The sequence below is a fragment of the Ferrovibrio sp. GW821-FHT12D07 genome, assembly GCF_058807275.1.
This window is the reverse complement of sequence record NZ_JBXAQN010000001.1, coordinates 2297001-2322279: the sequence shown is the minus strand read 5'-3', so window position 1 is coordinate 2322279 and position 25279 is coordinate 2297001. Positions and strand designations below refer to the sequence as shown.

The 25279-nt window shown below is 63.2% G+C and carries 22 protein-coding genes; 6 read left to right on the top strand and 16 right to left on the bottom strand.

Going from position 1 to position 25279, the window contains the following annotated elements:
* The first annotated feature begins 30 nt into the window (after positions 1–30).
* Entirely contained in the window at positions 31–933 is a 903-nt protein-coding gene (locus AC1RRE_RS11545; protein ID WP_492981281.1) for a GSCFA domain-containing protein, read from the top strand.
* Between the two features lie 9 nt (positions 934–942).
* Here AC1RRE_RS11545 and dnaE read toward each other — a convergent pair whose 3' ends face one another.
* On the bottom strand, positions 943–4419 hold the full coding sequence (gene dnaE, locus AC1RRE_RS11540; protein ID WP_492981280.1) for a DNA polymerase III subunit alpha: 3477 nt from the start codon (positions 4417–4419) through the stop codon (positions 943–945).
* Positions 4420–4942: 523 nt separating this feature from the next.
* On the opposite strand from dnaE, the gene AC1RRE_RS11535 reads away from it, so the two are divergent.
* From AC1RRE_RS11535 to AC1RRE_RS11515, 5 genes are all read left to right on the top strand, one after another.
* On the top strand, positions 4943–5983 hold the full coding sequence (locus AC1RRE_RS11535) for a Rieske 2Fe-2S domain-containing protein (RefSeq protein WP_492981279.1): 1041 nt from the start codon (positions 4943–4945) through the stop codon (positions 5981–5983).
* An 82-nt stretch (positions 5984–6065) separates the two neighbouring features.
* Complete coding sequence (locus AC1RRE_RS11530; RefSeq protein WP_492981278.1) at positions 6066–6560, top strand: RNA polymerase sigma factor; 495 nt, start codon at positions 6066–6068, stop codon at positions 6558–6560.
* A gap of 43 nt (positions 6561–6603) precedes the next feature.
* On the top strand, positions 6604–7557 hold the full coding sequence (locus AC1RRE_RS11525; protein ID WP_492981277.1) for a FecR family protein: 954 nt from the start codon (positions 6604–6606) through the stop codon (positions 7555–7557).
* An 86-nt stretch (positions 7558–7643) separates the two neighbouring features.
* Positions 7644–10064, top strand: a complete 2421-nt coding sequence (locus tag AC1RRE_RS11520; protein ID WP_492981276.1) for a TonB-dependent siderophore receptor — start codon at positions 7644–7646, stop codon at positions 10062–10064.
* Between the two features lie 128 nt (positions 10065–10192).
* Positions 10193–10729, top strand: coding sequence for a GNAT family N-acetyltransferase (locus AC1RRE_RS11515; RefSeq protein ID WP_492981275.1), 537 nt, complete (start codon positions 10193–10195; stop codon positions 10727–10729).
* Here the strand turns inward: AC1RRE_RS11515 and AC1RRE_RS11510 are convergent.
* The 15 genes from AC1RRE_RS11510 to nuoI all read right to left on the bottom strand — a co-directional run bounded on the left by AC1RRE_RS11510 (position 10726) and on the right by nuoI (position 25276).
* The gene (locus AC1RRE_RS11510) at positions 10726–11406 is read right to left on the bottom strand and encodes an ABC transporter ATP-binding protein (protein WP_492981274.1); all 681 of its coding nucleotides are present in this window, start codon (positions 11404–11406) and stop codon (positions 10726–10728) included. The two genes, AC1RRE_RS11515 and AC1RRE_RS11510, sit on opposite strands and share 4 nt — an antisense overlap.
* Positions 11399–12652, bottom strand: coding sequence for a lipoprotein-releasing ABC transporter permease subunit (locus AC1RRE_RS11505; RefSeq protein WP_492981273.1), 1254 nt, complete (start codon positions 12650–12652; stop codon positions 11399–11401). Before AC1RRE_RS11505 ends, AC1RRE_RS11510 begins: the two co-directional genes overlap by 8 nt.
* Positions 12653–12670: 18 nt before the next feature.
* Complete coding sequence (gene proS, locus AC1RRE_RS11500) at positions 12671–14005, bottom strand: proline--tRNA ligase (protein WP_492981272.1); 1335 nt, start codon at positions 14003–14005, stop codon at positions 12671–12673.
* Between the two features lie 96 nt (positions 14006–14101).
* The gene (locus AC1RRE_RS11495) at positions 14102–14584 is read right to left on the bottom strand and encodes a hypothetical protein (RefSeq protein WP_492981271.1); all 483 of its coding nucleotides are present in this window, start codon (positions 14582–14584) and stop codon (positions 14102–14104) included.
* Between the two features lie 324 nt (positions 14585–14908).
* The gene (locus tag AC1RRE_RS11490) at positions 14909–15172 is read right to left on the bottom strand and encodes a DUF1467 family protein (RefSeq protein ID WP_492981270.1); all 264 of its coding nucleotides are present in this window, start codon (positions 15170–15172) and stop codon (positions 14909–14911) included.
* A 19-nt stretch (positions 15173–15191) separates the two neighbouring features.
* On the bottom strand, positions 15192–15596 hold the full coding sequence (gene mce / locus AC1RRE_RS11485) for a methylmalonyl-CoA epimerase (RefSeq protein WP_492981269.1): 405 nt from the start codon (positions 15594–15596) through the stop codon (positions 15192–15194).
* A 95-nt stretch (positions 15597–15691) separates the two neighbouring features.
* A complete protein-coding gene (locus tag AC1RRE_RS11480; RefSeq protein WP_492981268.1) occupies positions 15692–17284 on the bottom strand; it encodes a ribonuclease J in 1593 nt (530 codons plus the stop codon).
* 81 nt (positions 17285–17365) lie between these two features.
* Positions 17366–18130 (bottom strand): type III pantothenate kinase, encoded by a 765-nt coding sequence (locus AC1RRE_RS11475; protein ID WP_492981267.1) that lies wholly within the window; start codon positions 18128–18130, stop codon positions 17366–17368.
* 15 nt (positions 18131–18145) lie between these two features.
* Complete coding sequence (locus AC1RRE_RS11470; protein ID WP_492981266.1) at positions 18146–18874, bottom strand: biotin--[acetyl-CoA-carboxylase] ligase; 729 nt, start codon at positions 18872–18874, stop codon at positions 18146–18148.
* A gap of 28 nt (positions 18875–18902) precedes the next feature.
* The gene (gene nuoN / locus AC1RRE_RS11465; RefSeq protein WP_492981359.1) at positions 18903–20336 is read right to left on the bottom strand and encodes an NADH-quinone oxidoreductase subunit NuoN; all 1434 of its coding nucleotides are present in this window, start codon (positions 20334–20336) and stop codon (positions 18903–18905) included.
* Between the two features lie 25 nt (positions 20337–20361).
* Positions 20362–21876 carry an NADH-quinone oxidoreductase subunit M gene (locus AC1RRE_RS11460; RefSeq protein WP_492981265.1) on the bottom strand — a complete coding sequence of 505 codons (1515 nt, stop codon included), beginning with the start codon at positions 21874–21876 and terminating at the stop codon, positions 20362–20364.
* Between the two features lie 3 nt (positions 21877–21879).
* A complete protein-coding gene (gene nuoL / locus AC1RRE_RS11455) occupies positions 21880–23808 on the bottom strand; it encodes an NADH-quinone oxidoreductase subunit L (protein WP_492981357.1) in 1929 nt (642 codons plus the stop codon).
* A 13-nt stretch (positions 23809–23821) separates the two neighbouring features.
* Entirely contained in the window at positions 23822–24130 is a 309-nt protein-coding gene (gene nuoK / locus AC1RRE_RS11450) for an NADH-quinone oxidoreductase subunit NuoK (RefSeq protein ID WP_492981264.1), read from the bottom strand.
* A 1-nt stretch (position 24131) separates the two neighbouring features.
* The gene (locus tag AC1RRE_RS11445; RefSeq protein WP_492981263.1) at positions 24132–24761 is read right to left on the bottom strand and encodes an NADH-quinone oxidoreductase subunit J; all 630 of its coding nucleotides are present in this window, start codon (positions 24759–24761) and stop codon (positions 24132–24134) included.
* Positions 24762–24787: 26 nt separating this feature from the next.
* A complete protein-coding gene (gene nuoI, locus AC1RRE_RS11440) occupies positions 24788–25276 on the bottom strand; it encodes an NADH-quinone oxidoreductase subunit NuoI (protein ID WP_492981262.1) in 489 nt (162 codons plus the stop codon).
* Between the last annotated feature and the right edge of the window lie 3 nt (positions 25277–25279).

The window sequence follows — 25279 nt, the reverse complement described above, 5'->3', positions numbered from 1 at the left end:
GCGCGGTCATTCTGGTCCGGGGGAATTCAAGTGCATTTTTATCCAAAGCATGTCGATCTGTTCAAAGACATCGATGGCGTGATTAGAAACTTCATCCTGAAGACTTATCCCAGGACCGACATCCTCGGCAGCAATGCTCCCGTCATGACCCAGGGGTCATGCTTTGCAGCGAACTTCGCCAAGGCGCTGAGCAACATGAACTATGCGGTTGCGCATATGTTTGTGAACGAGTGGATCAACACGACCTTCGCCAACGCCGTCTTTTTCAACTATGTCACCTCGGACAACCCGAAACCCCTCACCGAGCATCTGATCTATGAAAAGCAGGTCGTCAATTTCCTGCGGGGCATCTTCGACGACAAGGCCAAGGCCGCTTTCGTCGATACCATAAGGCAGTGCCGGGCCTTCGTCTTCACCGTCGGCGTGGCGCCGCTGTGGTACAACAAGGTGCACAATGCCTACTGCATGGCGGTCGAGAAAGAGCGTCCGGCCGATTATGAGATGAAAACGACCGATGTTGCGCATAACGTCGACAACATCAACTACACGATCTCGGTGCTGAAGCAGATCAACCCCACGATTGAAATCTTCCTCACCCTGTCGCCCGCGCCGCTCAACGCCTCGACCGAATACAACTCCGCTTTCGAGGCCGACTGCGTCTCCAAGAGCATTCTGCGGGTCGCCATCGATACGGTGATCAAGCAGAACCCGCAGGTGAAATACTGGCCTTCCTTCGAGATGGTGCGCTGGCTCGGCTCGCATCTGCCGCCGGTCTATGGTGATGACGACACCCTGCCCCGTCACGTCTCGAACTGGCTGGTCGAAAAGATTGTCGCCAACTTCATCACGATCAACGGCGGCACGCCCGGCCCGGTCACCGGCGACCGGGCCGTCGAGGAAGGCAAACCCTTCACGCTGTCGAAGAACTTCTGACCAAACCGGTCAGATGTCATAGACCTCAACCACACCGGGCAGCACGCGAATCTGGTGCCGCACATTGGGCGTGATGGCATAGGATGCCGGCAGCTTGATGTCGGCCTCAAGGCCGCTGGGCAGGCCGGGCTCTGGCAGATGCAGACCGAGCAGCACCTGGCCCTTGCCGCGACTGGTCTTCTCCAGCAGGTCCTTGATCTGGGCGATCGGCTGCGCATTGTCGAGCATGATCTTGATGCCGGCAGCGGCGCGCGCGGCCACATCGTCCAGCTTCTCGACGCCCTGCCCGTTCAGCTTGGGCTGTTCGCCATCCAGCTTGCCCGACATGCGCCAGACCACGTTGGTGCCGGGCTCAAGCAGGTTGCGATACTGCGCCAGCACTTCGGAGAAGAGCATCACTTCGTACATGCCCGAGGCATCCGAGCACTGGACGAAGGCAAAGCGATTGCCGGTCTTCTGCGAGGTGCGTTCCTGCTTCGAGATCACCGTGCCGGCGATCTTGAATATCTGGTCGCTGCTGTGCAGCTGCTTGAGCATGTCGGTATAGCGCTTCACGCCCACGCGATTGAGCGTTGCCTGATAGGCATCCAGCGGATGGGCCGACAGATAGAAGCCAATGGCCTCGAATTCCTTGGCCAGTTGCTCCATCGGGGTCCAGTGCGGACCCTCGGGCATTTTGGGCAGGCGTTCTTCTGACTTGCCGCCGCCGCCAAACAGGCTGACCTGATTGGACGCACGTTCTTCCGCCTTGCTCTGGGCGTAACGGACCAGCGTCTCCAGACCGGCCAGCACCTTGGCGCGGTTCTTTTCCAGATTATCGAAGGCGCCGGCCTTGGCCAGGTTTTCCAGCATGCGCTTGTTCAGCGCCGTGGGATCGACGCGGGCCGCCAGGTCGAACAGCGAAGTGAACGGACCGTTCTTCTTGCGCTCGGCCACGATGACCGCCATCGGCGCAGCACCCACATTGCGCACGGCCGAAAGCGCATACCGGATCGCGCCCTTCTCGTGCCTGTCGTATTCAACCGAGAATTCGACATCCGACTTGTTGATGTCGGGCGGCAGCAGCGCGATGCTCTGGCGCGCGCATTCCTGCCGGAAGACATTCAGCTTGTCGGTGTTGGAAATATCGAGCGTCATCGAACCAGCGATGAACTCGACCGGGAAATTGGCCTTCAGGTAGGCCGTATGCCAGGCCACCAGCGCGTAGGCCGCCGCGTGGCTCTTGTTGAAGCCGTAACCGGCGAATTTTTCCACCAGTTCGAAGATGAAGGCCGCGCGCTCGGGATCGACGCCCTTGTCCTTGGCACCGCTGACGAAGCGGTCCTTCTGCGCGTCCATCTCGGCCTTGATCTTTTTGCCCATGGCGCGGCGCAGCAGATCGGCATCGCCAAGCGAGTAGCCGGCCAGGACCTTGGCGATTTCCATCACCTGTTCCTGGTAGATGATGACGCCGTAGGTTTCCTCCAGCACCGGCTTCAGCCAGTCATGCAGGTAGTCGGGCTTTTCCTTGCCGTGTTTACGCGCGATGTAGCTCGGGATGTTTTCCATCGGACCCGGGCGGTACAGCGCCACGAGCGCAATGAGATCCTCGAAGGCGTCGGGCTTCATGTTGCGCAACATGTCGCGCATGCCGCTGCCTTCAAACTGGAACACACCGACCGCATCGCCGCGTCCAAGCAGGTCGAAAGTCGGCTGGTCTGACAGCGGAATGGTCGCCAGATCAATCGACGTGCCATGGGCGCGGATCAAGTCGACGGCCTTTTCCAACACGTCCAGCGTCTTCAGGCCGAGGAAGTCGAATTTCACCAGGCCGGCCGCTTCGGCGTATTTCATCGAGAACTGCGTCGCCGGCATCGAGGCATGCGGATCGCGATACAACGGCACCAGCTCGACCAGCGGGCGGTCGCCGATCACCACGCCGGCGGCATGGGTCGAGGCGTTGCGGAACAGGCCTTCCAGTTTCAGCGCGACCGCGATCATGCGCGCCACGCCTTCATCGGCATCGCGCTCTTCGCGCAGACGCACTTCTTCCTTGATCGCCTGTGCCAGGGTCACCGGATTGGCCGGATTGTTCGGCACCAGCTTGCAGATGCGATCAACCTGGCCAAGCGGCAACTGAAGCACGCGCCCGACATCGCGCAGTGCCGCGCGGGCCTGCAGCTTGCCGAAGGTGATGATCTGGGCGACGTTCGATGAGCCGTATTTCTGCTGGACGTAATCGATCACCTTTTCGCGGCGTTCCTGGCAGAAGTCGATATCGAAGTCGGGCATCGATACGCGTTCCGGATTGAGGAAACGTTCGAACAGCAAACCAAAACGGAGCGGATCGAGATCGGTGATGGTGAGCGCCCAGGCGACCACCGAGCCGGCACCCGAACCGCGGCCCGGACCGACGGCGACGCCGTTGCGCTTGGCCCACTGGATGAAGTCGGCCACGATGAGGAAGTAGCCGGGGAATTTCATCCCGATGATCGTCTCGCATTCGAAATCGAGACGATCGTAATAGACCTTGGCCTTGTCCGGATCGGTGACGCCGACCTGCTGCAGGCGCAGCTCAAGTCCCTCGCGCGCCATGCGGCGGAGCATGTCGGGTTCGCTTTCGCCCGTGCCGTCGCCGAAACTGGGCAGGATCGGCTGGCGTTCGTTCGCCTTCACGGCGCAGCGCCTGGCGATCACCAGCGTGTTGTCGATGGCCTCGGGCAGATCGGCGAACAGCGCCCGCATCTCTTTCGCCGACTTGAAGCGATGCTCCGGCGTCACGCGGCGGCGGTTCTGTTCACCGACGTAAGAACCTTCGGCGATGCAGAGCAGCGCATCATGCGCCTCGTACATGTCCTCGTCGGGGAAGTAGCAGTCGTTGGTGGCGACCAGCGGGATGTCGAGCGCATAGGCCAGATCGAGCAAGGCCGGTTCTGTCTTGGCCTCCAGCGCCCAGCCATGACGCTGGATCTCGACATAGAGCCGGCCAGGGAAGATGCGGTTGAACTGCTCGAGCTGCTGGCGCGCGGCGTCATTCTGGCCTTCGTTGAGCAGCCGCACGATCGGTCCCTGCGGACCGCCGGTCAGACAGAGCAGCCCCTCGCCGAACTGCTCCAGGTCGGCCCAGGCAATCTGGGCCACCTCGCCCGGCGGTGTCTCCAGATAGGCCTTGGTGGAGAGCTTCATCAGGTTGGAATAGCCGGCCTCGGTCTGGGCCAGCAGGACGATGCGGTCGGGGTCGGGCTTGCGGGTCTGCTTGCCGAAGCCGCCCTGCTGCTGGTCGGCCCGCCCCAAGCTGAGCTGGCAACCGATGATCGGCTGGATGCCCTTGCCGGCCATCTCCTTGGAGAATTCCAGCGCACCGAACAGGTTGTTGGTGTCGGTGATCGCCACCGCCGGCATGGCGTACTTCACGCAGAGCTCGGCCAGCTTGGGCAGGCGCATGGCGCCCTCGGTCAGCGAGTACGGCGTATGGACCCGGAGATGGACGAAGTCTGCATGGCTCATCGGGCAGCGTGACTCATATGACGATTTTCGATTCCCGTTCCTGCTCTACGATACGCGACCTAGCCCCCCGAAACCAGAACGCATGCCATCCGAATCCCAAAGAGAGTGTGGCGGAATTGTGTTGATTCCCAATATCTTGTGGATAAGTGGGTATCCTAAGGTGCAACTTCAGGAACACCCGCGGACGAATCCCAGATACAGGCGAACAAACCAGAAATCCCCTCTATAGCTTGGCTTCGGGATAAGGCCCGATTCCCCTGTGTACCGCCGCCGCTTCGCCGCCATTCGTTTGGCTTCGTTCTGCTTCGTTTGAGTTCGTTCCGCTTCGTTTGCGTTCGTTTGAGTTCGTTTGAGTTCGTTTCGCTTCCTTTGGCTTCGTTTGCGTTCGTTTGGCTTCGTTTCGCGCTCCCCGGGTTCGGCGCGCCAGGCCATACCACTTATAAGAACATAGTGCGAACGACTGGCCGTTCAAGCGCCGACCTGCTAGGGAATGGTCTTTCCGGCGCAGGCGACTCCCGTTCCCATGACCGATCCCAAGTTTCTGCTTAAGGACATCTGGTATTTCGCCCTCGACGGCAGCCGGCTGAAGCCTGGCGCCACCGAGGCCAAGTTGTTGCTCGGCCAGCCAATTCTGTTCGGCCGGACCAAAACAGGCGAGGTTTTCGCCCTACGCGACATCTGCCCGCACCGCGGCGTGCCGCTGTCAGAGGGCAGCTTCGACGGCCAGGACGTCCAGTGCCCCTATCATGGCTGGAAATTCGGTCCGGGCGGCCAGTGCACCGATATCCCTTCGCTGGTCGAGGGCCAGGACTTCGACATCACCAAGATCAAGGTGAAGCGCTATCCCGTGCAGGAGCAGAACGGCCTGGTCTGGATCTGGATGGCCGACAAGCTGGCCGAGCCCGACGAGGCGCCGCCGACCCTGCCCGACCTGCCGGCCGGCGCCCTGCCGACCCTGCACAAGGCGATGGAATTCCCCTGCTCGATGGACCATGCCGTGGTCGGCCTGATGGACCCCGCCCATGTGCCCTTTATCCACCGCTCGTGGTACTGGCGGACAGGCCCGATCAAACTTAAGACGAAGGCTAAGGAATTCGGTCCAAGTCCTTATGGTTTCGTGATGAAACGCCATAAGCCCGCGATCACCCTGGCCTACCGCATCCTCGGCGCGGCACCGGAAACCGAGATCAGCTTCCGCCTGCCCGGCGTGCGGGTCGAGCATATCAGGATCGGCTCCAACAGCGTCTGGAACTTCACGGCTGTCACCCCCATCGACGACACCCGCACCGAAGTGACCAACCTGTTCTTCTGGACCATGCCCTGGCTGGCGCTGCTGAAGCCGGTCGCCCTGTACCTGATGGGGCATTTCCTGGGCCAGGACCGCGACATCCTGATCCGCCAGCAGCGCGGCCTGAAATACGACCCGACCCTGATGCTGATCCGCGACACCGATACCCAGGCGCGGTGGTACTACCAGCTCAAGAACGAATACCAGCGTGCCCGCGACGAGGGCCGGGCCTTCGTCAATGCGGTGAAAGACACGGTTCTCCGTTGGCGCAGCTGACGCTGCGGGGTCTACGCTGGCGGCATTGATTGCCCCCTCACGCTATTGCGAATTAATCGCAATATGACTAGGGTGGCCGGTAATGGCTGCCGATCTGGATACCCTGTTCCGCGAACATAACGTCGAACTGCGCCGCTTTGCCTATCGCGAGCTGCGCGACCGCGAGCGCGCGGCCGACCTGGTGCAGGACGCCTTCGTGCGCTACGCCAGCCAGCCCGGCGGCAGCCTCGGCATCGAGCAGCCCCGCTTCTTCCTCTGGCGCATCCTGCGCAACCTGCTGATCGACCTGCGCCGGCTGGAACGCCGCCGCGGCGACCATGTCGGGCTGGACCAGTTCGCCGACTATCTCGCCGACCCCGCCCCCACGGCCGACCGCCATCTGGAGGGGCGCCAGCAGCTCGACCGCCTGCGCACGGCGCTGGCCGAGCTGCCCGAGAATTGCCGCTGCGCCCTGCTGATGAACCGCCTCGATGGCCTGGGCCATGCCGAGATCGCCGACCGCCTGCAGGTCTCGACCAGCATGGTGACCAAATACATCATGCGCGCGCTGCGCCACTGCATCCGCCGCCTCACATAAAAATTCCTGTGCGGTTTGCCCTGACCGCGTCGTCTTACCTGATATGACCAGCACCACTGCCTCGCCGCTCTCTACGGTTGCCGACCCCGATACGCCGCTCGATCCCCTGAGCGAGGCGGCGCTGGAATGGCTCGTGCGCCTGCATGATGGCACGGCGGGCGACAAGGACTGGGCGGAGTACGAACGCTGGCAATCGGCATCGCTGGAGCGTCAGCATGCCGCGCGCCAGGCCGAAGCATTATGGGAAAGCGTCGGCCCGGCGCTTCGCCGTCCCAAACGCGGCCGCACCACCATGATCGCGCTGCTGGTCGCCGGCTGCCTCGCGGCGCTGGCCGGCATGGGCAGTCCGCAGGGCTGGCTGGCCGATGCCCGCACCGGCAGCGGCGAACAGCGCCGTATTGCTTTGGCCGACGGCTCGCAGCTTCTGCTGGATGCCGTCACCAGCGTCGATATCGACATCACCGCCAACCACCGCCGCCTCACCCTGCATCGTGGTGCCCTGCATGTCGCCGTCGCGCCCGATGCCGCGCGGCCCTTCGAGGTGATCGCCGCCGATGGCCGCATCCGCGCGCTGGGCACTGCCTTCGAGGTGCGGCGCCAGGGCAGCGACGTGCAGGTGCTGGTCACCGAGCATGCCGTGCGCGTGACGCTGAATGATGCCCGCCGCGACGTGCAGACCGGCCAGAGCCTGACATACGGTCCGGGTGGCCTGGGCACGGCCGGTTCCGCCACCGACCTGCGCGGCATGACCGCCTGGCAGCGCGGGCGGCTAGTCTTTGACAACAAGCCGCTGGGCGATGTGGTGGCCGAGGTGCAGCGCTACCGGCCCGGCCTGATCATGATCAGCGACGAACGCCTGCGCGCCCTGCCGGTCACCGGCGTGTTCGAGACCGGCGATGGCGAGGCGCTGGTCGAGGCCGTGGCCGCCATCCTACCGGTGCGCGTCACTCGCCTGCCCTGGCTGGCCGTCATCCGCCCCACCGCCGACGGGCACTGAATCTTTTTTGAAAAACTGCTGTCGGGTTCGAAAGCTGCGTCGTCTTCCCCTGTAAGACCGTTCTGCCTTCCCGGGGGATTACCGTAATGCGTCGTCATCTGGCCTTGCTTCTGCTGGCCTCCACCACTCTCGCTGCCCTGCCCGTTCTGGCGCAGGACACCATCCAGTTCGCCCAGGCTCAGGCCGTACGCAGCTACAACATTCCCGCCGGCCCGCTGGGCGGCGCGCTGACCGCATTCGGCGAGGCTTCGGGCCTGCGCCTGCTGGTGAGCAGCGACATCCTGGCCGGCCGTCTTAGCACCGCGATCAGCGGCCAGATGAGCGCCGAACAGGCGCTGCAGCGCCTGCTGACTGGCACCGGGCTGGTCTATCGCTTCACTGAAGGCAATACCGTCACCGTGGTGGAAGCGCCCAAGAGCGGCGATGCCGCCGTGCTGGGTCCGGTGACGGTGGAAGGCAAGGCCGCGCCGTCCTCCACGGCAATGATCGGCAACCTGATGCCGGAATATTCGGGCGGCCAGATCGCGCGCGGCGGCCAGCTCGGCCTGCTGGGCAACCGCGACTTCATGAACGCGCCGGTGAACACCACCAGCTATACAGCGACCACCATCAAGGACACCCAGGCCCGCACCCTGGCCGACGTGTTCGACAACGACCCCTCCGTGCGCGTCACGACTTCACGCGGCTCTTACGACACGCAGTTCATGATCCGCGGCTTCCCGGTAGCGAACGACGACGTGGCGTTCGGCGGCCTCTACGGCATCGCCCCGCGCCAAGTCACCAGCACGGAAATGGCCGAGCGCGTCGAACTGCTGCGCGGCCCCAGCACCATGCTGGGCGGCATCAGCCCGACCGGCACCGCCGGCGGCACCATCAATGTGGTGCCCAAGCGCGCCGAGGACGAGCCGCTGACCCGTCTCACCTTCAGCTACATGTCGGATGCCACTTTCGGCACTCATGCGGATATCGGCCGCCGCGCTGGCGACCGCAACCAGTATGGTCTGCGCTTCAACGGCGTGATCCGTGATGGCGATACGGCAGTGGATGGCCAGGAACAGGAATTCGGCCTCGGCACTCTGGGGCTCGATCTTCGTGGCGAACGCGTCCGCATCGCGCTGGACGGTGGCTATCAGAGCCAGCGCACCACCCGTCCGCTGGCCTTCATCACCGCCAACGGCACACAGATTCCGGATGCGCCCGACGCCAGCGAGAGCTTCCTTGCCCCGTGGAACTTCGCCGAGACCCGCGACCTGTTCGGCATGGCCCGCGCCGAGGTCGACTTCACCGAATACTTGACTGGTTATGCCACGCTGGGCGGCCGCCGTTCGCGCAACATCACCTTCGGCCAGTCGGTCGGGGTGAGCAATACCGGTAACTTCGGCAACGGCGGCTTTGGCTTCGATGGCAGCTTCATCGTCGCCGAGTACAACACGCTGGCAGGTGAAACCGGTCTGCGCGGCACCTTCGATACCGGTGCCGTGAAGCATGAAATGTCCGTGGTCGGCAACGCCACGCGCTATGAAGACGGAAACTTCGCGCAATTCTTCGGCCTTGGCGCATCGAATATCTACAACCCGGCCAATATCCCCGAGCCGAGCCACGCCAGCTTCACCACCAGCGTGCCGAAGCTGAATGACAGCCTGCTCACCTCGGTCGGCATTGCCGATACCCTGTCCTTCATAGAAGACAAGGTGCAGCTGACGCTCGGCGTGCGCAATCAGCGCATCGAGCAGACCAATCTGGCCACCGCCTTCGTGACCCGGAGCACCTCCTACGACCAGAGCAAGCTGTCGCCGGCGTTGGGCCTGGTGGTGAAGCCCTGGGAAAATGTCTCGCTCTACGGCAATTACATGCAGGGCCTGACGCCGGGTTCGCAGGCGCCGTCGACCGCCTCCAATGCCTTCGCACGGCTTGCGCCTTTCGAGACCGAGCAGTATGAAGCCGGCGTGAAGATGGATCATGGCCGCTTCGCCACGACAGTCAGCCTCTTCCAGATCACCAAACCCAATGCCGTTGGCGGCACTGGCGGCACGCTGTTCAGTGCCGACGGCGAGCAGCGCAACCGTGGTGCCGAACTTGCCACGTTCGGCACGCTGGTCGACGGCCTGCGCATCCAGGGCGGCCTGACGCTGATCGATTCCGAGCAGACCAAGACCCTGAACGGCGCCAACAACGGCAAGAATGCCCAGGGCGTGCCGGACACCCAGCTCAATCTCGGCGTGGAATGGGATGCGTTCTTCGATCGCAACCTCACCTTCACCGGCCGCATGATCCATACCGGTTCGCAGTATTACGATGCGGCGAATAACATGAGCATCCCATCCTGGACTCGCTTCGATATCGGCGCCCGCTATCGTACGGCGATCAGCAACACGCCGCTGGTGCTGCGCGCCAATATCGAGAACCTGTTCGACAGCAACTACTGGGCTTCGACCAACCGCGGTTTCGAAAGCCTGTCACTGGGCGCGCCGCGCACCTTCCTGCTCTCGGCCACGGTCGATTTCTGACCGCGGGATTCATCGGACTGACCTGAGGGGCCGGAGCGATCCGGCCCCTTTTTTTATTGTTGCGGTGACATTTCTCGATCTTGACCGGGTGGGCGGCATCTATTGCTATGCGCACCGGAGGAATGCCGATGACCGTCCGTCTCGAAACCGAACGCCTGATCCTGCGCGTGCCGCAGAAGGAAGACTTCGACGCCTGGTGCGCCTGGGCCGCCGATGCGGAAACCATGAAGCATCTGGGCGGCGTGATGCCGCCAGCGCTGGTCTGGCGCTCGCTCTGCATCATGAACGGGTCCTGGGCGATCAACGGCTTTTCCATGTTCTCGGTGATCGAGAAATCGACCGGCCGCTGGGTCGGCCGTCTCGGCCCCTGGATGCCACATGACTGGCCCGGCACCGAAGTCGGCTGGGGCCTGATCCGGGATGTCTGGGGCAAGGGTTACGCCACCGAGGGCGCGACCGCCGCCATCGACTGGGCCTTCGACAATCTCGGCTGGCATGAAGTGATCCATACCATCGTGCCGGAGAATGTGAATTCCATCGGGGTGGCCAAACGGCTGGGCTCCACCGCCCTGCGCGATGCGCGGCTGCCCATTCCCTTCAATCTCGATGTCGTGGCCTGGGGCCAGACCAGGGAACAGTGGAAGGCGCGACGCAAGTCGGCTTAAACGGCGCGCAGTTTCCCGTCGTGCAACGTGACCACGCGGTCCATGCGCTGCGCCAGTTCCAGGTTATGCGTCGCGATCAGTGCGCCGATGCCGGCGTTGCGCACCAGCCCGGTCAGCTCGCCAAACACAATCTCGGCGGTCTTTTCATCCAGGTTGCCGGTGGGTTCGTCGGCCAACAGCAGATCGGGCTTGCCGACCACGGCGCGGGCAATCGCCACGCGCTGCTGCTCGCCACCCGACAACCGTGCCGGGCGATGGTCGAGACGGTGGCCCAGACCCAGATGCTTCAGCAGGTCGCCGGCGGTCTTCTTCGCTTCACCCGCACTCTGTTTGCGCACCCGCAGCGGCATGGCTGCATTCTCAAGGGCCGAGAATTCCGGCAGCAGATGATGATACTGATAGACGAAGCCGAGACGATGCCGGCGCGTCAGGGTGCGGTCGGCCTCGCCCATGGCGCTGCAATCCTGCCCGCCGATGACAATACGGCCCGAGGACGGCTGTTCCAGCAAACCGGCAATGTGCAGCAATGTCGACTTGCCCGAACCCGAGGGCCCCAGCAGCGCCACGATCTCACCGCGCTTCACGGCCAGGTCGACACCCCGCAGCACGGCGACATCCGCACCGCCCTGCTGGAAGGTGCGCTGGATATTCTCAAGCTGAAGAACGGCCTCACTCATAACGCAGCGCCTCCACCGGATCGAGGCGGGCGGCACGCCAGCTCGGATACAGCGTCGCCAGCAGGGTCAGCACCAGGCCCATGATCACGACATAGACGACCTCGGTGCTGTCGACCTTGGCCGGCAGCTGCGACAGGAAGTAGATCTCGGCCGGGAAGAGCTGCCAGCCGGTCATGGCCTGCAGCGCCTGACGGATACTTTCGATATTGAGGCAGAAGGCAAGCCCGAGCCCGAAGCCACAGGCGGTGCCCAGCACGCCGATGCTGGCGCCGGCGATGACGAAGACCCGCATGACGGTGCCACGAGACGTACCCATGGTGCGCAGGATGGCGATGTCGCGCCCCTTGTCCTTCACCAGCATGATCATGCTGGAAATGATGTTGAAGGCCGCCACCACGATGATCAGCGTCAGGATCAGGAACATCACGTTGCGCTCTACTTGCAGCGCACTAACAAATTGCGCGTTCGCCTGCTGCCAGTCGTAGATGCGGTATTGCGGCCCCAGCCGCTGCAGCACCTGCCGGCCGAAGGCGCGGGCCTGGTCGGGATCGGCCAGTCGCACTTCCACACCGCTGGCGGCATTCTGCAGGCGGAAGTAGGTCTGCGCGGCCTCGAAGGGCAGATAGACGAAGGCGCTGTCGTATTCGAACATGCCGACATCAAAGACGGCCGCCACCTTGTAGCGCACCAGACGCGGCACGCTGCCAAACGGTGTCGCGTTGGTCTGCGGCGAGATCAGCGTAATGTCGTCGCCCACCCGCAGGCCCAGCTTGCGCGCCAGACGATGGCCGATCACGGCCGCATCGTCGCCCTCGAAATCGCGGATATTGCCTTCGCGGATACCTTTGGCGATGGCACTCTCTTTCATGAGATCGGCCGGGCGCACGCCGCGCACCATGACGCCGGACGCGCCACGATCAGCGGTGGCCATCACCTGCCCCTCGATCATCGGATTGGCCATGACCACGCCGGGCATCTGGCTGACCGCATCGGTCACGAACTGGAAGTCGCGCACAATCGGCGCGGTGTCAGACTGGATGGTCAGATGGCCGTTGAGGCCAAGGATACGGCCGACCAGCTCGGCGCGGAAACCGTTCATCACGCTCATGACGATGATCAGCGTCGCCACGCCCAGCATGATGCCGAGGAAGCTGAAAATGGCGATCACCGAGATGAAGCCTTCCTGTCGCCGGGCCCGCAGGTAGCGCAGCGCCAGCATCCATTCGAAACGCGAGAAGAACGGCATCCGGTATCCTGATCTGGGTTACGGCTGGCTTTGACGAACCGCTGTCAGCTTGGTCAGCACGGCGTCGACGGTGATCTCTTCCTTCTCACCGGTGGCCCGGTTCTTCACTTCCACCGTGCCGGCCTTGACACCCCGCGGACCGATGGTGACCTGATACGGCAGGCCGATCAGGTCCATGGTGGCGAACTTGGCGCCGGCACGTTCGTCGCGGTCGTCATAGAGCACGTCGAAGCCGGCCGCCTTCAGCTTGGCATACAGCTCTTCCGAAGCCTTGTCGCAATCGGCATCGCCGACCTTGAGGTTGATCAGGCCGACATGGAACGGCGCGACCGAGAACGGCCAGATGATGCCGTTATCGTCATGGCTAGCCTCGATGATGGCGCCGGCCAGGCGCGACACGCCGATGCCGTAGGAGCCCATTTCCAGCGTGATCGGCTCGCCGCCCGGACCCTGCACGACAGCGCCCATCGGCTTGGAATACTTGGTGCCGAAATAGAAGATATGGCCCACTTCAATGCCGCGTGCGGCAATCTGGCGCTCCTTGGGCAGCGCCTCGAAGCGGGCGGCGTCATGCTTCTCGTCGGTGGCGGCATAGGGCGCCGTCCAGCTGTCGACGATCGGCTGCAGGTCGCTGCTGTAATCCACACCCTCGCCCAGCACGTCGCGCTCGACCAGCGCCTTGTCGCAGAAGACGCCGCTCTCGCCGGTCTCGGCCAGGATGATGAATTCATGGCTGAGATCGCCACCGATCGGGCCGGTATCAGCCTGCATCGGGATCGCCTTCAGGCCCATGCGGGCATAGGTGCGCAGATAGGCGACGAACATGCGGTTATAGGCGCGGCGCGCGCCAGCCTGATCCAGATCGAAGGAATAGGCATCCTTCATCAGGAATTCGCGGCCGCGCATGACGCCGAAGCGCGGGCGCACCTCGTCGCGGAATTTCCATTGGATGTGGTAGAGAATCTTCGGCAGCTCGCGATAGCTCTTCCACTCGCCGCTGACGATATCGGTCAGCATCTCTTCGTTGGTCGGGCCGTAGAGCAGCGGACGCTCGTGGCGGTCGGTGATGCGCAGCATCTCCTTGCCGTAATCCTCGTAGCGGCCGCTCTTCTGCCACAGCTCGGCCGGCTGGATCGTCGGCATCAGCAGTTCCTGGGCGCCGGCCGCATCCTGCTCCTCGCGCACGATCTGCTCGATCTTCTTCAGCACGCGATGGCCGAGCGGCAGCCAGGTGTAGATGCCGGCGGCCGACTGGCGAACCATGCCGGCGCGCAGCATCAGCCGGTGGCTGACGATCTGGGCTTCGCTCGGATTTTCCTTGAGGACGGGCAGGAAGTAGGTGCTGAGACGCATCGGCGGGAAACCTTAACATTCGCAAGGGGAATGGCGGGATAATGGGGCGTTTTTAAGGCCCCCATCCCTGCGGAGCAATGGCCCCACCAGCAATGACTAGCGGCGCGGCGAGGACTGGTTCGGCTTCTGGGCCAGAAAGTCGCGGCAGGCCACCGCGACGGCATCCTCGACCGGCGGATCGATGGGCCGGCCATTGAGCGCCGTCTTGCCGGTCAGGGTGTCGATGCTGAGCCGCGCCACCGGAATCTCGGAGACACCGACCCGGGGCGGCACACCGGGCACCGAGGAAAGCGGCACATGGATGGGAAGCTCGATGGGGCCCTCGAACAGCGGCGGGGTGCTGCCGGGCAGATCGGCCGGCGCAATCGGGCGGCCTTTGCTGTCGACATCGCGGCCGGGCTGATAGGTCACGTCCGGCGCGGGCTGGTGCTGCACCACCATGCCCCGCTGGGCCAGGATGCGGCGGCAGTCCTTCGCATCGAGGGCGACAACCGTCTGGACCGAGTCGGGAGCCTTCCGGGACCCGCCCTGCTGGGCAAAGCCGGTGCCCGGCAGGGTTGCCGTAAGGGTAGCCAGCATGACCACAGTCGAAATCCGACACATCCCACAACCCTCGCGCGGCATTATTACCATTTTGTTAGAGACCTATAACTTTTTGGATGACAATGGTTTGATCAATCGGTATATAAATTACGCAACCGCTTGGTAACAGGCGGCCCAAGTCTGGGGAGGCTTAAACTTACCCGTGCGAGACGGGGTACGGAGCGAGGCATGTCCTTGCTCCTTTTCTTTTTCTGGGCCTTGGCAATATGCCTCCGGCCTCTCGCCTCTCAAATTCCCGCTTAGGTGGTAAATCTTAATCCCGTTACGGACCAATCCTCGGCCCGGCTGTATCCCGTGGGATCAGCTACCGCGGCCGAACAGGCTGCTGGCATCGAGCAGATCGAAATAGCCGATCACGTAATAGATCCCGAAGATCACCCAGCTGATCCCGAAGGTCAGCAGGAACTTGAAGCCGAGGCGCGGATTGGTCGGCGCGGAATCGGCCTGGCCCTCCACCATCGTCTCTCCCGCCTCGGCAGGAGTCTTCACACCGATCGGCAGCACGCAGAACAGCGTGACCATGTAGATCATCGTGAAGGCGACGAAGTTGTTGTACCAGTTCATGACGCTTACTCGCGAAAACTCAGATCTGCTCGATTTCCACCAGCGTGCCGGCGAAGTCCTTCGGATGCAGGAACAGCACGGGTTTTCCATGCGCGCCGATCTTCGGCTCGCCATCGCCCAGCACGCGCGCGCCCTGCTCTTTCAGCTTGTCGCGCGCCGCGATGATGTCTTCCACCTCGTAGCAGACATGATGCATGCCGCCCGAGGGGTTGTTGGCGAGGAACTTGGCGATGGTCGAGCCCTCGCCCAGCGGATGCAGCAGCTCGATCTTGGTATTGGGCAGCTCGACGAAAACGACAGTGACGCCATGGTCGGGCTGAGCCAGCGGCTCGGACACCTTGGCACCCAGCGTATTGGCATAGGTCGCGGCGGCGGCGGCGAGGTCGGGCACGGCAATGGCAACGTGGTTGAGGCGGCCGATCATGAGCGGGTTTCCTGCTGGTCTTTTCTGCAATGCAATATGAGGCCGGAAAGGCCGTCCGACAAGATGCTGCAATGACGCAGGCGGCGCGGTTTTCCCTACGGTAACCGCAGAATATGGACGTGGATCACGGGCTTGCGGCCGGTCAGCTCCCGGATATAGCCGCGCAGGGCCTTCAGGGTGGCCTGCTCCAGGGCGCTGTCATCCCGGATGCTGTTCCCCAGCCGGTCGATGGCCTCGGTGATCTCCGCGGCGATCTCGTCCTCGATCTCGTCGACCTCGAAATTCACCACGCCGGCCAGACTGACCTGCGGCGACGCCTTCAGCATACCGCGCTTGTCGGCCACCAGGCTGACCGAGGCGACGCCGTTGAAGGCCAGCTTGCGCCGCGCCTGCAGGGTACCGCCCTGCAACGGGATCAGCTCGTCGCCATCGATGGCCAGACGTCCGGACGGCACCTGCTCCACCACATCGGGTTCACCCGGTGCCAGCCGGATCAGGTCGCCGTTGCGCGGCACTATTCCGTGGGGAATCTGCAGGCTCTGGGCAAAGCGCGCATGCTCGACCAGATGGCGCGGCTCGCCATGCACCGGCACCGCGATCTGCGGCCGGGCCAGTGCATACATCTCGGCCAGCTCATCGCGCGAGGGATGGCCCGAGACATGGACAAAGGCGTCTTTCTCGGTGATCACCTCGATGCCGCGATTGACCAACTCGTTATGCAGTTTGAACAGCGTGCGCTCGTTGCCCGGGATGATCTTGGACGAGAAGACCACGGTGTCGTGCGGCGACAGGACCACGTGCGGATGGCTGCCAAAGGCGATGCGCGCCATGGCGCCACGCGGCTCACCCTGGCAGCCGGTGCAGATATACATGATCTTGTCACGCGGCAGGAAACCCGCCTCGCGCTCATCGACCAGATTGGGAATGTGCTTGAGGTAATTGTTCTCCTGCGCGGCCGCCAGGAAACGGTGCAGCGACCGGCCGATCAGGCAGATATGGCGGCCGAGTTCGTTGGCCACGGCGAACAGCGATTCCAGTCGGGCCAGATTGGACGAGAATGTCGTCACGGCAATACGGCCGGGCTTGTCGCGCAGCAGCGGGATCAGCGCATCATGCACCGCGCCCTCGGAGCCGGAGGTGCCACGACTGAACACATTGGTGCTGTCGCAGACCAGCGCCAGCACGCCACGGTCGCCATAGCCACGCAGGGTTTCGATCTCGGTCTGCGGTCCTAGCATGGGGCGCGGATCCAGTTTCCAGTCACCGGTATGCAGGATGGTGCCGCGCGGCGTCTCGATGGCCAGCGCCTGGCTCTCGGGCGTCGAATGCGTGATGTTCATCGAGCGTATCTTGAACGGCCCCAGTTCGATCAGATCGCCGGGCTGGTAGATATGAACCGGGACCTCGTCCTCCATGCCCTTCTCGGCCAGCTTGCGCCGCAGTACCGAAGCGGCAAAGCCGGTGGCCCAGACCGGGCATTGCAGCTCGTCCCAGAGATGGCTGATGGCGCCGAGATGATCCTCATGGGCATGGGTGACGACGATGCCCAGCAGCTGATCAGCGCGGTCGGCGATCCAGGCCACATCCGGCACCACCATGTCGACGCCGGGCATGTTGTCGTCGGCAAAGCTGGTGCCCAGATCGACCATGAGCCACTGATTCCCGTAACCATACAGGTTCAGATTCATGCCGATTTCATTGACGCCCCCGAGAGGGAGAAAATACAGACTGTCTTTATCGAGGCGTTGTGACATCCCGGCTTTCAATAATTACTGTGTACTGCGACGGTAAATCTCGATCAGGCCGCGAACGGTGATATCGGGCACGATCTGCTCGATCACATTGGTCGAGCCATCGAAAACCGGAGCCAGGCCGCCGGTGGAGATCACCTTCATCGGGCGGCCGAATTCCTCGCGGATGCGGGCGACGATACCGTCGATCAGCCCGACATAGCCCCAGAACACGCCCGAATGCATGCAGGCCACGGTGTTAACACCGATCACCGTCTTGGGTTTCTCGACCACGATCCGGGGCAGCAGGGCCGTGGCGCTGACCAGTGCCTCGATGGAGAGATTGATGCCCGGTGCGATGACGCCGCCGCAATAGGCACCCGCTTCATCGACTACATCGAAGGTGGTCGCCGTGCCGAAATCGACCACGATCATGGCGGCCTTGGGAAACAGCACATGGGCGCCGACGGTGTTGCAGATGCGGTCGGCACCGGCACCCTGCCCCTTGATCTCGATGCCGTATTTGACATTGGGCTCGCCCAGCACCAGCGGCTCGGTATTGAAATAGCGGGTGCAGAGCCGGCGCAGGTTGAAGGTGGCCTGCGGCACCACGCTGGCGATGATCGCCCCGGTGATGCTTTTCGGGTCAATGCCCTCGATCTGCATGAGTTGCAACAGCCAGACGGCGTGTTCATCGGCGGTGCGCATGGCCGAGGTATGCTGCCGCCATTCGCCGACGATGCGGTCACCGTCGATGACGCCGAACTTGACGTTGGTGTTGTTCGCATTGATGGCGAGCAGCATGCGTCCCTCTTGGTCTCAAGCGGCCGGAAAGACGTCGCCGGCGGTCACAGTCTGCATGCGCCCGTCCGGCAATTCCAGTAAAAGCGCGCCACTGTCATCCAGCGCGGCGAAACGGCCATGCAATTCCACATCCGGTAATCGCACGACCACAGGCTTGCCCAGACCCTGTGCCCGGGCCAGCCAGGCAGTCCGCACCGGCGCGAAACCTTCGGCCTGCCAGCGGCCGTACCAGTAGCCGTAGCGCGCCAGCAGCCACTCGGCGAAGGTTTCAGGCGTCACGTCGATGCCATGCCGGCTAAGGTCAGTCACCGGATAGGGCGTGCCCTCGGGATGGTGTTTCAGGTTCACGCCGATGCCGACCGCCACCCAGTCGAGCGTGGCCTCAGGCGTGGTGCGGGATTCCAGCAGGATGCCAGCCACCTTGGCGCCACCGACCAGCAGGTCGTTCGGCCATTTGGTGGCCAGCGGCAGGCCCGGCATGGCCAAGTCGACCGCATCGGCCAGCGCCACGCAGGTGAGGAAAGACAGTGTTGCCGCCAGGGCCGGCGTGGCTTTGGGGCGCAGCAGCAGCGAGAGGAACAGATTGCCCGGCGGGGAGTCCCAGCTGCGGCCACGACGGCCACGGCCGGCGGTCTGCTGGCGCGCCAGCGCGGCAAAGCCCTCGCTCGTGCCGGCCTCGGCCTGGCGACGGACTTCCTCGTTGGTGCTGTCGAGGGTGTCGAAGGCCCGGAGATCCCACTTCATGAGGGAGTCCGGGCGTTCGGGACAATGATCAGGGGAACAGCGACTTTGCTGCCGCGCCGGCGAGATTGAGCATCGGCGCCGGAATGACGAAGAACAGGATGGTGAAAAGCCCGGTCACGGTCATCACCACGCCGAGCTCGCGGCCCACCGGCTTGGCCAGCGGCGCAGTCGCCTCGTCGAAATACATCAGCTTGACGATGCGCAGGTAGTAATAGGCACCCACGACCGAGCTGAGCACGCCGATCACCGACAGCACATAGAGCTTGGCGTTGATGGCGGCCATGAAGACGTAGAACTTGCCGAAGAAGCCGGCCAGCGGCGGCACGCCCGCCAGAGAGAACATGAAGGCGGCCAGTAACAGCGCCATGCCCGGATGGGTCTTGGCCAGACCAGCCAGATCGCTGACGCCCTCGACCATCTGGCCGTCGCGGCGCATGGACAGGATGATGGCGAAGGTGCCGACATTCATGGCCAGATAGATGGCCAGATAGATCAGGATGCCGCGCACGCCCTCTTCCGTGCCGGCCGCCAGGCCGATCAGGGCATAGCCGACATGGCCGATGGAGGAATAGGCCATCAGGCGCTTGATATTGGTCTGCGTGATGGCGGCAAAGGCGCCCAGGATCATGCTGAGCACGGCGATCACGATGATGATCTGCTGCCAGTCATGGGCGATGCCATGGAACGGCGTCAGGATCGTGCGCACGAACAGCGCCATGGCGGCCACCTTGGGGGCGACGGCGAAGAAGGCCGTCACCGGGGTCGGCGCGCCTTCATAGACGTCAGGCGTCCACATATGGAAGGGCACGGCCGAGACCTTGAAGGCGAGGCCCGCCGACAGGAAGACGATGCCGACCACAAGGCCGATCGAGCCCTGATGGCTGCCGGCCAGCGCCTTGGCGATCAGCGCGAAGTTGGTGGAGCCGGCGAAGCCATAGATCATCGAGGCGCCGTAGAGCAGCATGCCCGACGACAGCGCACCCAGCACGAAATACTTGAGGCCCGCTTCGGTGGCGCGGGTGGAATCACGCTTGAAGGCCGCCAGGACGTAGAGCGACAGCGACTGCAGCTCGAGGCCGAGATACAGCGCGATCAGGTCGTTGGCAGAGACCATCATCAGCATGCCGGTGCTGGCCAGCAGGATCAGCACGGGATACTCGAAGCGGTCCATCTTCTCGCTGCGCACATAGCCCAGCGACAGAATAATGGCGAAGGCCGAGCCGAGCAGGATCAGCACCTTGGCGAAACGGCCGAAGGCGTCGGAAATGAACATGCCGCCGAAGGTGACCGCAGTCGCGGCCGGCTGCATAACGACCAGAACGATGGTGACAGCCAGGACGGCGACGCTGAGCCAGGAGACCAGACGGGCCGAGCCGTCGCCCCGGAAGACGCCGAGCATCAGCATGGCCATCGAGGCGATGGCGAGGAAGAGTTCCGGATAGGCCGGCGCCAGAAGCGGCATGGTGGCAGCGGTCACGGGTTCACTCCTAACGGGCAGCGGTGGCCAGCGCCTTGGCGGTGGCCATGGCGGTCTGGTGCTGGTCAAGCAGGTGCTTGACTGACACGGCCATCACATCGAAGAACGGTGCGGGATAGACACCCATCCACAGCGTCATGATCACCAGCGGCGCGAAGATCGCGATCTCGCGCGGCGTCATGTCGGTCATGGCCTTGAGGTCATCCTTGGTCAGTTCGCCAAAGGCGATGCGACGATAGAGATACAGCGCATAGGCGGCAGCAAAGATCACGCCCGAGGTGGCAATCAGCGCGACCCAGGTGTTGGCCTGGAAGGCGCCGACCAGGGTCAGCAGTTCGCCGACGAAGCCGCCAGTGCCCGGCAGGCCGACATTGGCCATGGTGAACAGCATGAAGACCACGGCGTATTTCGGCATGTTGTTGGCCAGACCGCCGTAACGCGCGATCTCGCGTGTATGCAGGCGGTCATAGACGACGCCGACGCAGAGGAACAGCGCGCCCGAGATGATGCCGTGGCTGAGCATCTGGAAGATCGCGCCCTCGATGCCCTGGGTGTTCAGCGCGAAGATGCCCATGGTCACGAAGCCCATATGGGCGACCGACGAATAGGCGATCAGCTTCTTCATGTCTTCCTGTACCAGCGCCACCACCGAGGCATAGACGATGGCGATGACCGACAGCGTGAAGACGAAGGGTGCGAAATATTCCGAGGCGATCGGGAACATCGGCAGCGAGAAGCGCAGGAAGCCGTAGCCACCCATCTTCAGCAGCACGGCGGCCAGAATGACCGAACCGGCCGTCGGCGCTTCGACGTGGGCATCGGGCAGCCAGGTATGCACCGGCCACATCGGCATCTTCACGGCAAAGGACGCGAAGAAGGCCAGCCAGAGCCAGGTCTGCGCCTGCGCCGAGAACAGCCCGGTCTTCATCAGGCTCGGGATGTCGGTCGTGCCGGCGGTGAAGTACATATACAGCAGCGCCAGCAGCAGCAGCACCGAGCCGAGCAGCGTGTAGAGGAAGAACTTGAAGCTGGCATAGATGCGGCGCTTACCGCCCCAGATGCCGATGATCAGGAACATCGGGATCAGGCCGGCTTCGAACAGCAGGTAGAACAGCACCAGGTCGAGCGCGCAGAACACGCCGATCATCAGGGTTTCCATGACCAGGAAGGCGATCATGTATTCCTTGACGCGATGCTCGATGGCTTCCCACGAGGCGAGAATGCAGAACGGCATCAGGAAGGTGGTCAGGATGACGAACAGCATGGAAATGCCGTCGACGCCCATGTGGTAGTTGATCCCCGCCCCGACCCAGGCCGCCTTTTCCACGAACTGGAAGTTGGCGGTGCTGTTGTCGAAGTTGAACCAGATCAGCAGCGACACGAAGAAGGTGATCGCGGTGGTCCACAGCGCGACCGATCGCGCGTTGCGCGCCACCAGCTCTTCCGGGCCACGGACCAGGAAGATGAAAGCCGCGCCGATCAGCGGCAGGAAGGTGACAATCGAAAGCAAGGGCATGCTGGACATGACTTAGTGCCCCATCGAACTGAAGAAGTAGGTGACCAGCGCCGCGACGCCGATCAGCATGGCGAAAGCATAGTGATAGACGTAGCCGGTCTGCAGCACGCTGGCGCGCTTGGCCAGCCGGATGACCGTGGAGGCAAAGCCATCGGGGCCGAGGCCGTCGATGATCTTGCCGTCGCCGCCCTTCCACAGCAGGCGACCGAGCCAGAAGGTCGGACGCACAAAGACGCGGTCGTACAGCTCGTCGAAATACCACTTGTTGAGCAGGAACTGGTACAGCATCGGCTGCTGGGCTGCAGCGCGATGCGGCAGCGTGGTGTCGCGGATATAGGCGATCCAGGCAATGAAGATGCCGATGACGCCGACGATGATCGGACCGACCTTGACCAGGAACGGCACGTGATGCGCCTCTTCCATGGCCTTGTGGTTATCCAGGATCAGGATCGAGCTGCCCCAGAATTCCTTCCAGTGATGGCCGATGAAGCCATCGTGGAAGGCGATGCCGGCGAAGACCGCACCGAAGGCCAGCACGCCGAGCGGCGCCAGCATGATCATCGGGCTTTCATGCACGTGTTCCATCACGTGATGGTCGGCGCGTGGCTTGCCATGGAAGGTCATGAACAGCAGGCGCCAGGAATAGAAGGCGGTCAGGATCGCGGCGGCCATGCCCATGATGTAGGCGTACTGCCCTACCCCGCCCGCGGCGTAGGCCACTTCGAGGATCATGTCCTTGGAATAGTAGCCGGCGAAGATGGGGAAGCCGGCCAGTGCGAGCGAGCCGATCCACATCATCACATAAGTGACCTTGATGTGCTTCCACAGGCCGCCCATGTGGCGCATGTCCTGCTCGCCATCAACGGCATGGATCACCGAACCGGCGCCGAGGAACAGCAGCGCCTTGAAGAAGGCGTGCGTGAAGAGATGGAAGATCGCGGCCGGATAGGCCGAGACGCCCAAAGCAAAGAACATGTAACCGAGCTGCGAGCAGGTCGAATAAGCGATCACGCGCTTGATGTCGTTCTGCGCCAGGCCAACCGTGGCGGCGAAGAAGGCGGTCGAGGCGCCGATCACGGTGACGAAGGCCAGCGTGTCAGGCGCGTATTCGAACAGCGGCGAGCAGCGGGCGACCATGAAGACGCCGGCAGTCACCATCGTCGCGGCATGGATCAGTGCCGACACCGGGGTCGGGCCTTCCATCGCGTCGGGCAGCCAGGTGTGCAGGCCGAGCTGGGCCGACTTGCCCATGGCGCCGAGGAACAGCAGGAAGGTGGCGACGGTCAGGATGTCCCAGTCCTTCCACAGGAAGTGGAAGGTCTTGCCGGCCAGCGCCGGGGCAGCCGCAAACACCGCATCGAAGGTGACGGCGTTGGTGGCCAGGAACAGCGCCATGATGCCGAGCGCGAAGCCGAAGTCGCCGACGCGGTTGACCACGAAGGCCTTGATCGAGGCGGCGTTGGCCGAGGGCTTCTTGAACCAGAAGCCGATCAGCAGATACGAGGCCAGACCCACGCCTTCCCAGCCCATGTAGAGCTGCACGAAGTTGTCCGCCGTGATCAGCATCAGCATGGCGAAGGTGAACAGCGACAGGTAGGCGAAGAAGCGCGGACGGTGCTCGTCATGGCTCATGTAGCCAACGGAATAGACATGCACCACGGCCGACACGGTGTTGACCACCACCAGCATCACGGCGGTGAGCTGGTCGATCTTGAGCGCCCAGTCGACGCTGAAGCTGCCGGAATCGATCCAGTCGAGTACCTTGATGGTGACGACCTGGCCACCATGGATGACCATGTAGAAGGCCACCCAGGACAGGATGGCGGAAATGATCACCGATACGCAGGTGACGGCCATGGCCGCATTGTCGCCAATGCGGCGGCCGAACAGGCCGGCGACGAAGGCGGCCAGAAGCGGCAGGAAAACGATCAGATGGTACATCGTCATCGTCGTCTCAGCCCTTCATCATATTGATGTCTTCAACCGCGATGGTGCCGCGGTTGCGGAAGTAGACCACCAGGATCGCCAGGCCGATGGCGGCCTCGCCGGCAGCCACGGTCAGCACGAACAGCGCGAAGACCTGACCGACCAGGTCGTTCAGATGGGTCGAGAAAGCCACCAGGTTCAGATTGACGGCGAGCAACATGAGCTCAACCGACATCAGGATGACGATGACATTCTTGCGGTTCAGGAAGATGCCGACGATCCCGAGCGTGAACAGGATGGCGGCGACAGTCAGATAATGTCCGAGACCGATGGTCATGTCAGATGCCCCCCCCCTTGAGACCTTGGCCCGTCTCGACTTTCTTGATCTCCACCGCATCCTCGCGCAGGCGGTTGACCTGCACGCTGATGCTCTGGCGACGCACGCCCGGACGCGAGCGCAGCGTCAGCACGATGGCGCCGATCATGGCGACCAGCAGGATCAGGCCCGCGCCCTGGAACAGGTAGATGTATTTGGTGTAGAGCACCGCACCCAGCGCATGGGTGTTGGTGACCTTGTCCATCGCCGGGATCGGATCGGTGCCACCCGACAGCGCCGCCGGGGTCAGCACCCAGCCGCCCAGTACCAACGCCAGTTCGATCAGCAGGATGGCGCCAATCAGGCCACCGATGGGCAGATACTGCAGGAAGCCCTGGCGCAGTTCGACGAAATTGATGTCGAGCATCATGACGACGAACAGGAACAGCACCGCGACCGCGCCGACATAGACGATCACCAGGATCATGCCGAGGAACTCGGCGCCCATCAGCACGAACAGGCCGGCCGCATTGAAGAAGGCCAGGATCAGGAAGAGCACGCTGTGCACAGGATTGCGCGACGAGATCACCATGAAGCCGGAGGCCACGGTGATCGCCGCGAACAGATAGAAGGCCAAGGCCTGGATGATCATGCTCTACTCCCCCGCCTGCAGCGCGCTCAACGGTACGGCGCGTCCGCGGCGATGTTCCGCGAAATCTCGTATTCCCAGCGTTCGCCATTCGCCAGCAGCTTGTCCTTGTCGTAGAACAGCTCCTCGCGGCTTTCGGTGGCGAACTCGAAGTTCGGGCCTTCGACGATGGCATCCACCGGGCAGGCTTCCTGGCAGAAGCCGCAATAAATGCACTTCGTCATGTCGATGTCGTAGCGCGTGGTACGGCGCGAACCGTCATCGCGCGGCTCGGCCTCGATGGTGATGGCCTGTGCCGGGCAGATCGCTTCGCACAGCTTGCAGGCGATGCAGCGCTCTTCACCGTTGGCGTAACGGCGCAGTGCATGCTCGCCGCGGAAGCGCGGGCTGAGCGGACCCTTTTCATAGGGGTAGTTCACCGTGGCGCGCGGCTTGAACATGTAGCTGAAGGTCAGGCCGAGGCCTTTCACCACTTCCCAGAGGAAGATGGTGCGGGCACCGCGATCGAGCAAAGCCATGGC

What these genes read in the sequence shown, in the direction of transcription:
- dnaE (WP_492981280.1), bottom strand. Translation starts at nt 4,419, where the DNA reads ATGAGCCATGCAGACTTCGTCCATCTCCGGGTCCATACGCCGTACTCG.
- AC1RRE_RS11535 (WP_492981279.1), top strand. Translation starts at nt 4,943, where the DNA reads ATGACCGATCCCAAGTTTCTGCTTAAGGACATCTGGTATTTCGCCCTC.
- AC1RRE_RS11530 (WP_492981278.1), top strand. Translation starts at nt 6,066, where the DNA reads ATGGCTGCCGATCTGGATACCCTGTTCCGCGAACATAACGTCGAACTG.
- AC1RRE_RS11525 (WP_492981277.1), top strand. Translation starts at nt 6,604, where the DNA reads ATGACCAGCACCACTGCCTCGCCGCTCTCTACGGTTGCCGACCCCGAT.
- AC1RRE_RS11520 (WP_492981276.1), top strand. Translation starts at nt 7,644, where the DNA reads ATGCGTCGTCATCTGGCCTTGCTTCTGCTGGCCTCCACCACTCTCGCT.
- AC1RRE_RS11515 (WP_492981275.1), top strand. Translation starts at nt 10,193, where the DNA reads ATGACCGTCCGTCTCGAAACCGAACGCCTGATCCTGCGCGTGCCGCAG.
- AC1RRE_RS11510 (WP_492981274.1), bottom strand. Translation starts at nt 11,406, where the DNA reads ATGAGTGAGGCCGTTCTTCAGCTTGAGAATATCCAGCGCACCTTCCAG.
- AC1RRE_RS11505 (WP_492981273.1), bottom strand. Translation starts at nt 12,652, where the DNA reads ATGCCGTTCTTCTCGCGTTTCGAATGGATGCTGGCGCTGCGCTACCTG.
- proS (WP_492981272.1), bottom strand. Translation starts at nt 14,005, where the DNA reads ATGCGTCTCAGCACCTACTTCCTGCCCGTCCTCAAGGAAAATCCGAGC.
- AC1RRE_RS11495 (WP_492981271.1), bottom strand. Translation starts at nt 14,584, where the DNA reads ATGCTGGCTACCCTTACGGCAACCCTGCCGGGCACCGGCTTTGCCCAG.
- AC1RRE_RS11490 (WP_492981270.1), bottom strand. Translation starts at nt 15,172, where the DNA reads ATGAACTGGTACAACAACTTCGTCGCCTTCACGATGATCTACATGGTC.
- mce (WP_492981269.1), bottom strand. Translation starts at nt 15,596, where the DNA reads ATGATCGGCCGCCTCAACCACGTTGCCATTGCCGTGCCCGACCTCGCC.
- AC1RRE_RS11480 (WP_492981268.1), bottom strand. Translation starts at nt 17,284, where the DNA reads ATGAATCTGAACCTGTATGGTTACGGGAATCAGTGGCTCATGGTCGAT.
- AC1RRE_RS11475 (WP_492981267.1), bottom strand. Translation starts at nt 18,130, where the DNA reads ATGCTGCTCGCCATCAATGCGAACAACACCAACGTCAAGTTCGGCGTC.
- AC1RRE_RS11470 (WP_492981266.1), bottom strand. Translation starts at nt 18,874, where the DNA reads ATGAAGTGGGATCTCCGGGCCTTCGACACCCTCGACAGCACCAACGAG.
- nuoN (WP_492981359.1), bottom strand. Translation starts at nt 20,336, where the DNA reads ATGCCGCTTCTGGCGCCGGCCTATCCGGAACTCTTCCTCGCCATCGCC.
- AC1RRE_RS11460 (WP_492981265.1), bottom strand. Translation starts at nt 21,876, where the DNA reads ATGTCCAGCATGCCCTTGCTTTCGATTGTCACCTTCCTGCCGCTGATC.
- nuoL (WP_492981357.1), bottom strand. Translation starts at nt 23,808, where the DNA reads ATGTACCATCTGATCGTTTTCCTGCCGCTTCTGGCCGCCTTCGTCGCC.
- nuoK (WP_492981264.1), bottom strand. Translation starts at nt 24,130, where the DNA reads ATGACCATCGGTCTCGGACATTATCTGACTGTCGCCGCCATCCTGTTC.
- AC1RRE_RS11445 (WP_492981263.1), bottom strand. Translation starts at nt 24,761, where the DNA reads ATGATCATCCAGGCCTTGGCCTTCTATCTGTTCGCGGCGATCACCGTG.
- nuoI (WP_492981262.1), bottom strand. Translation starts at nt 25,276, where the DNA reads ATGGCTTTGCTCGATCGCGGTGCCCGCACCATCTTCCTCTGGGAAGTG.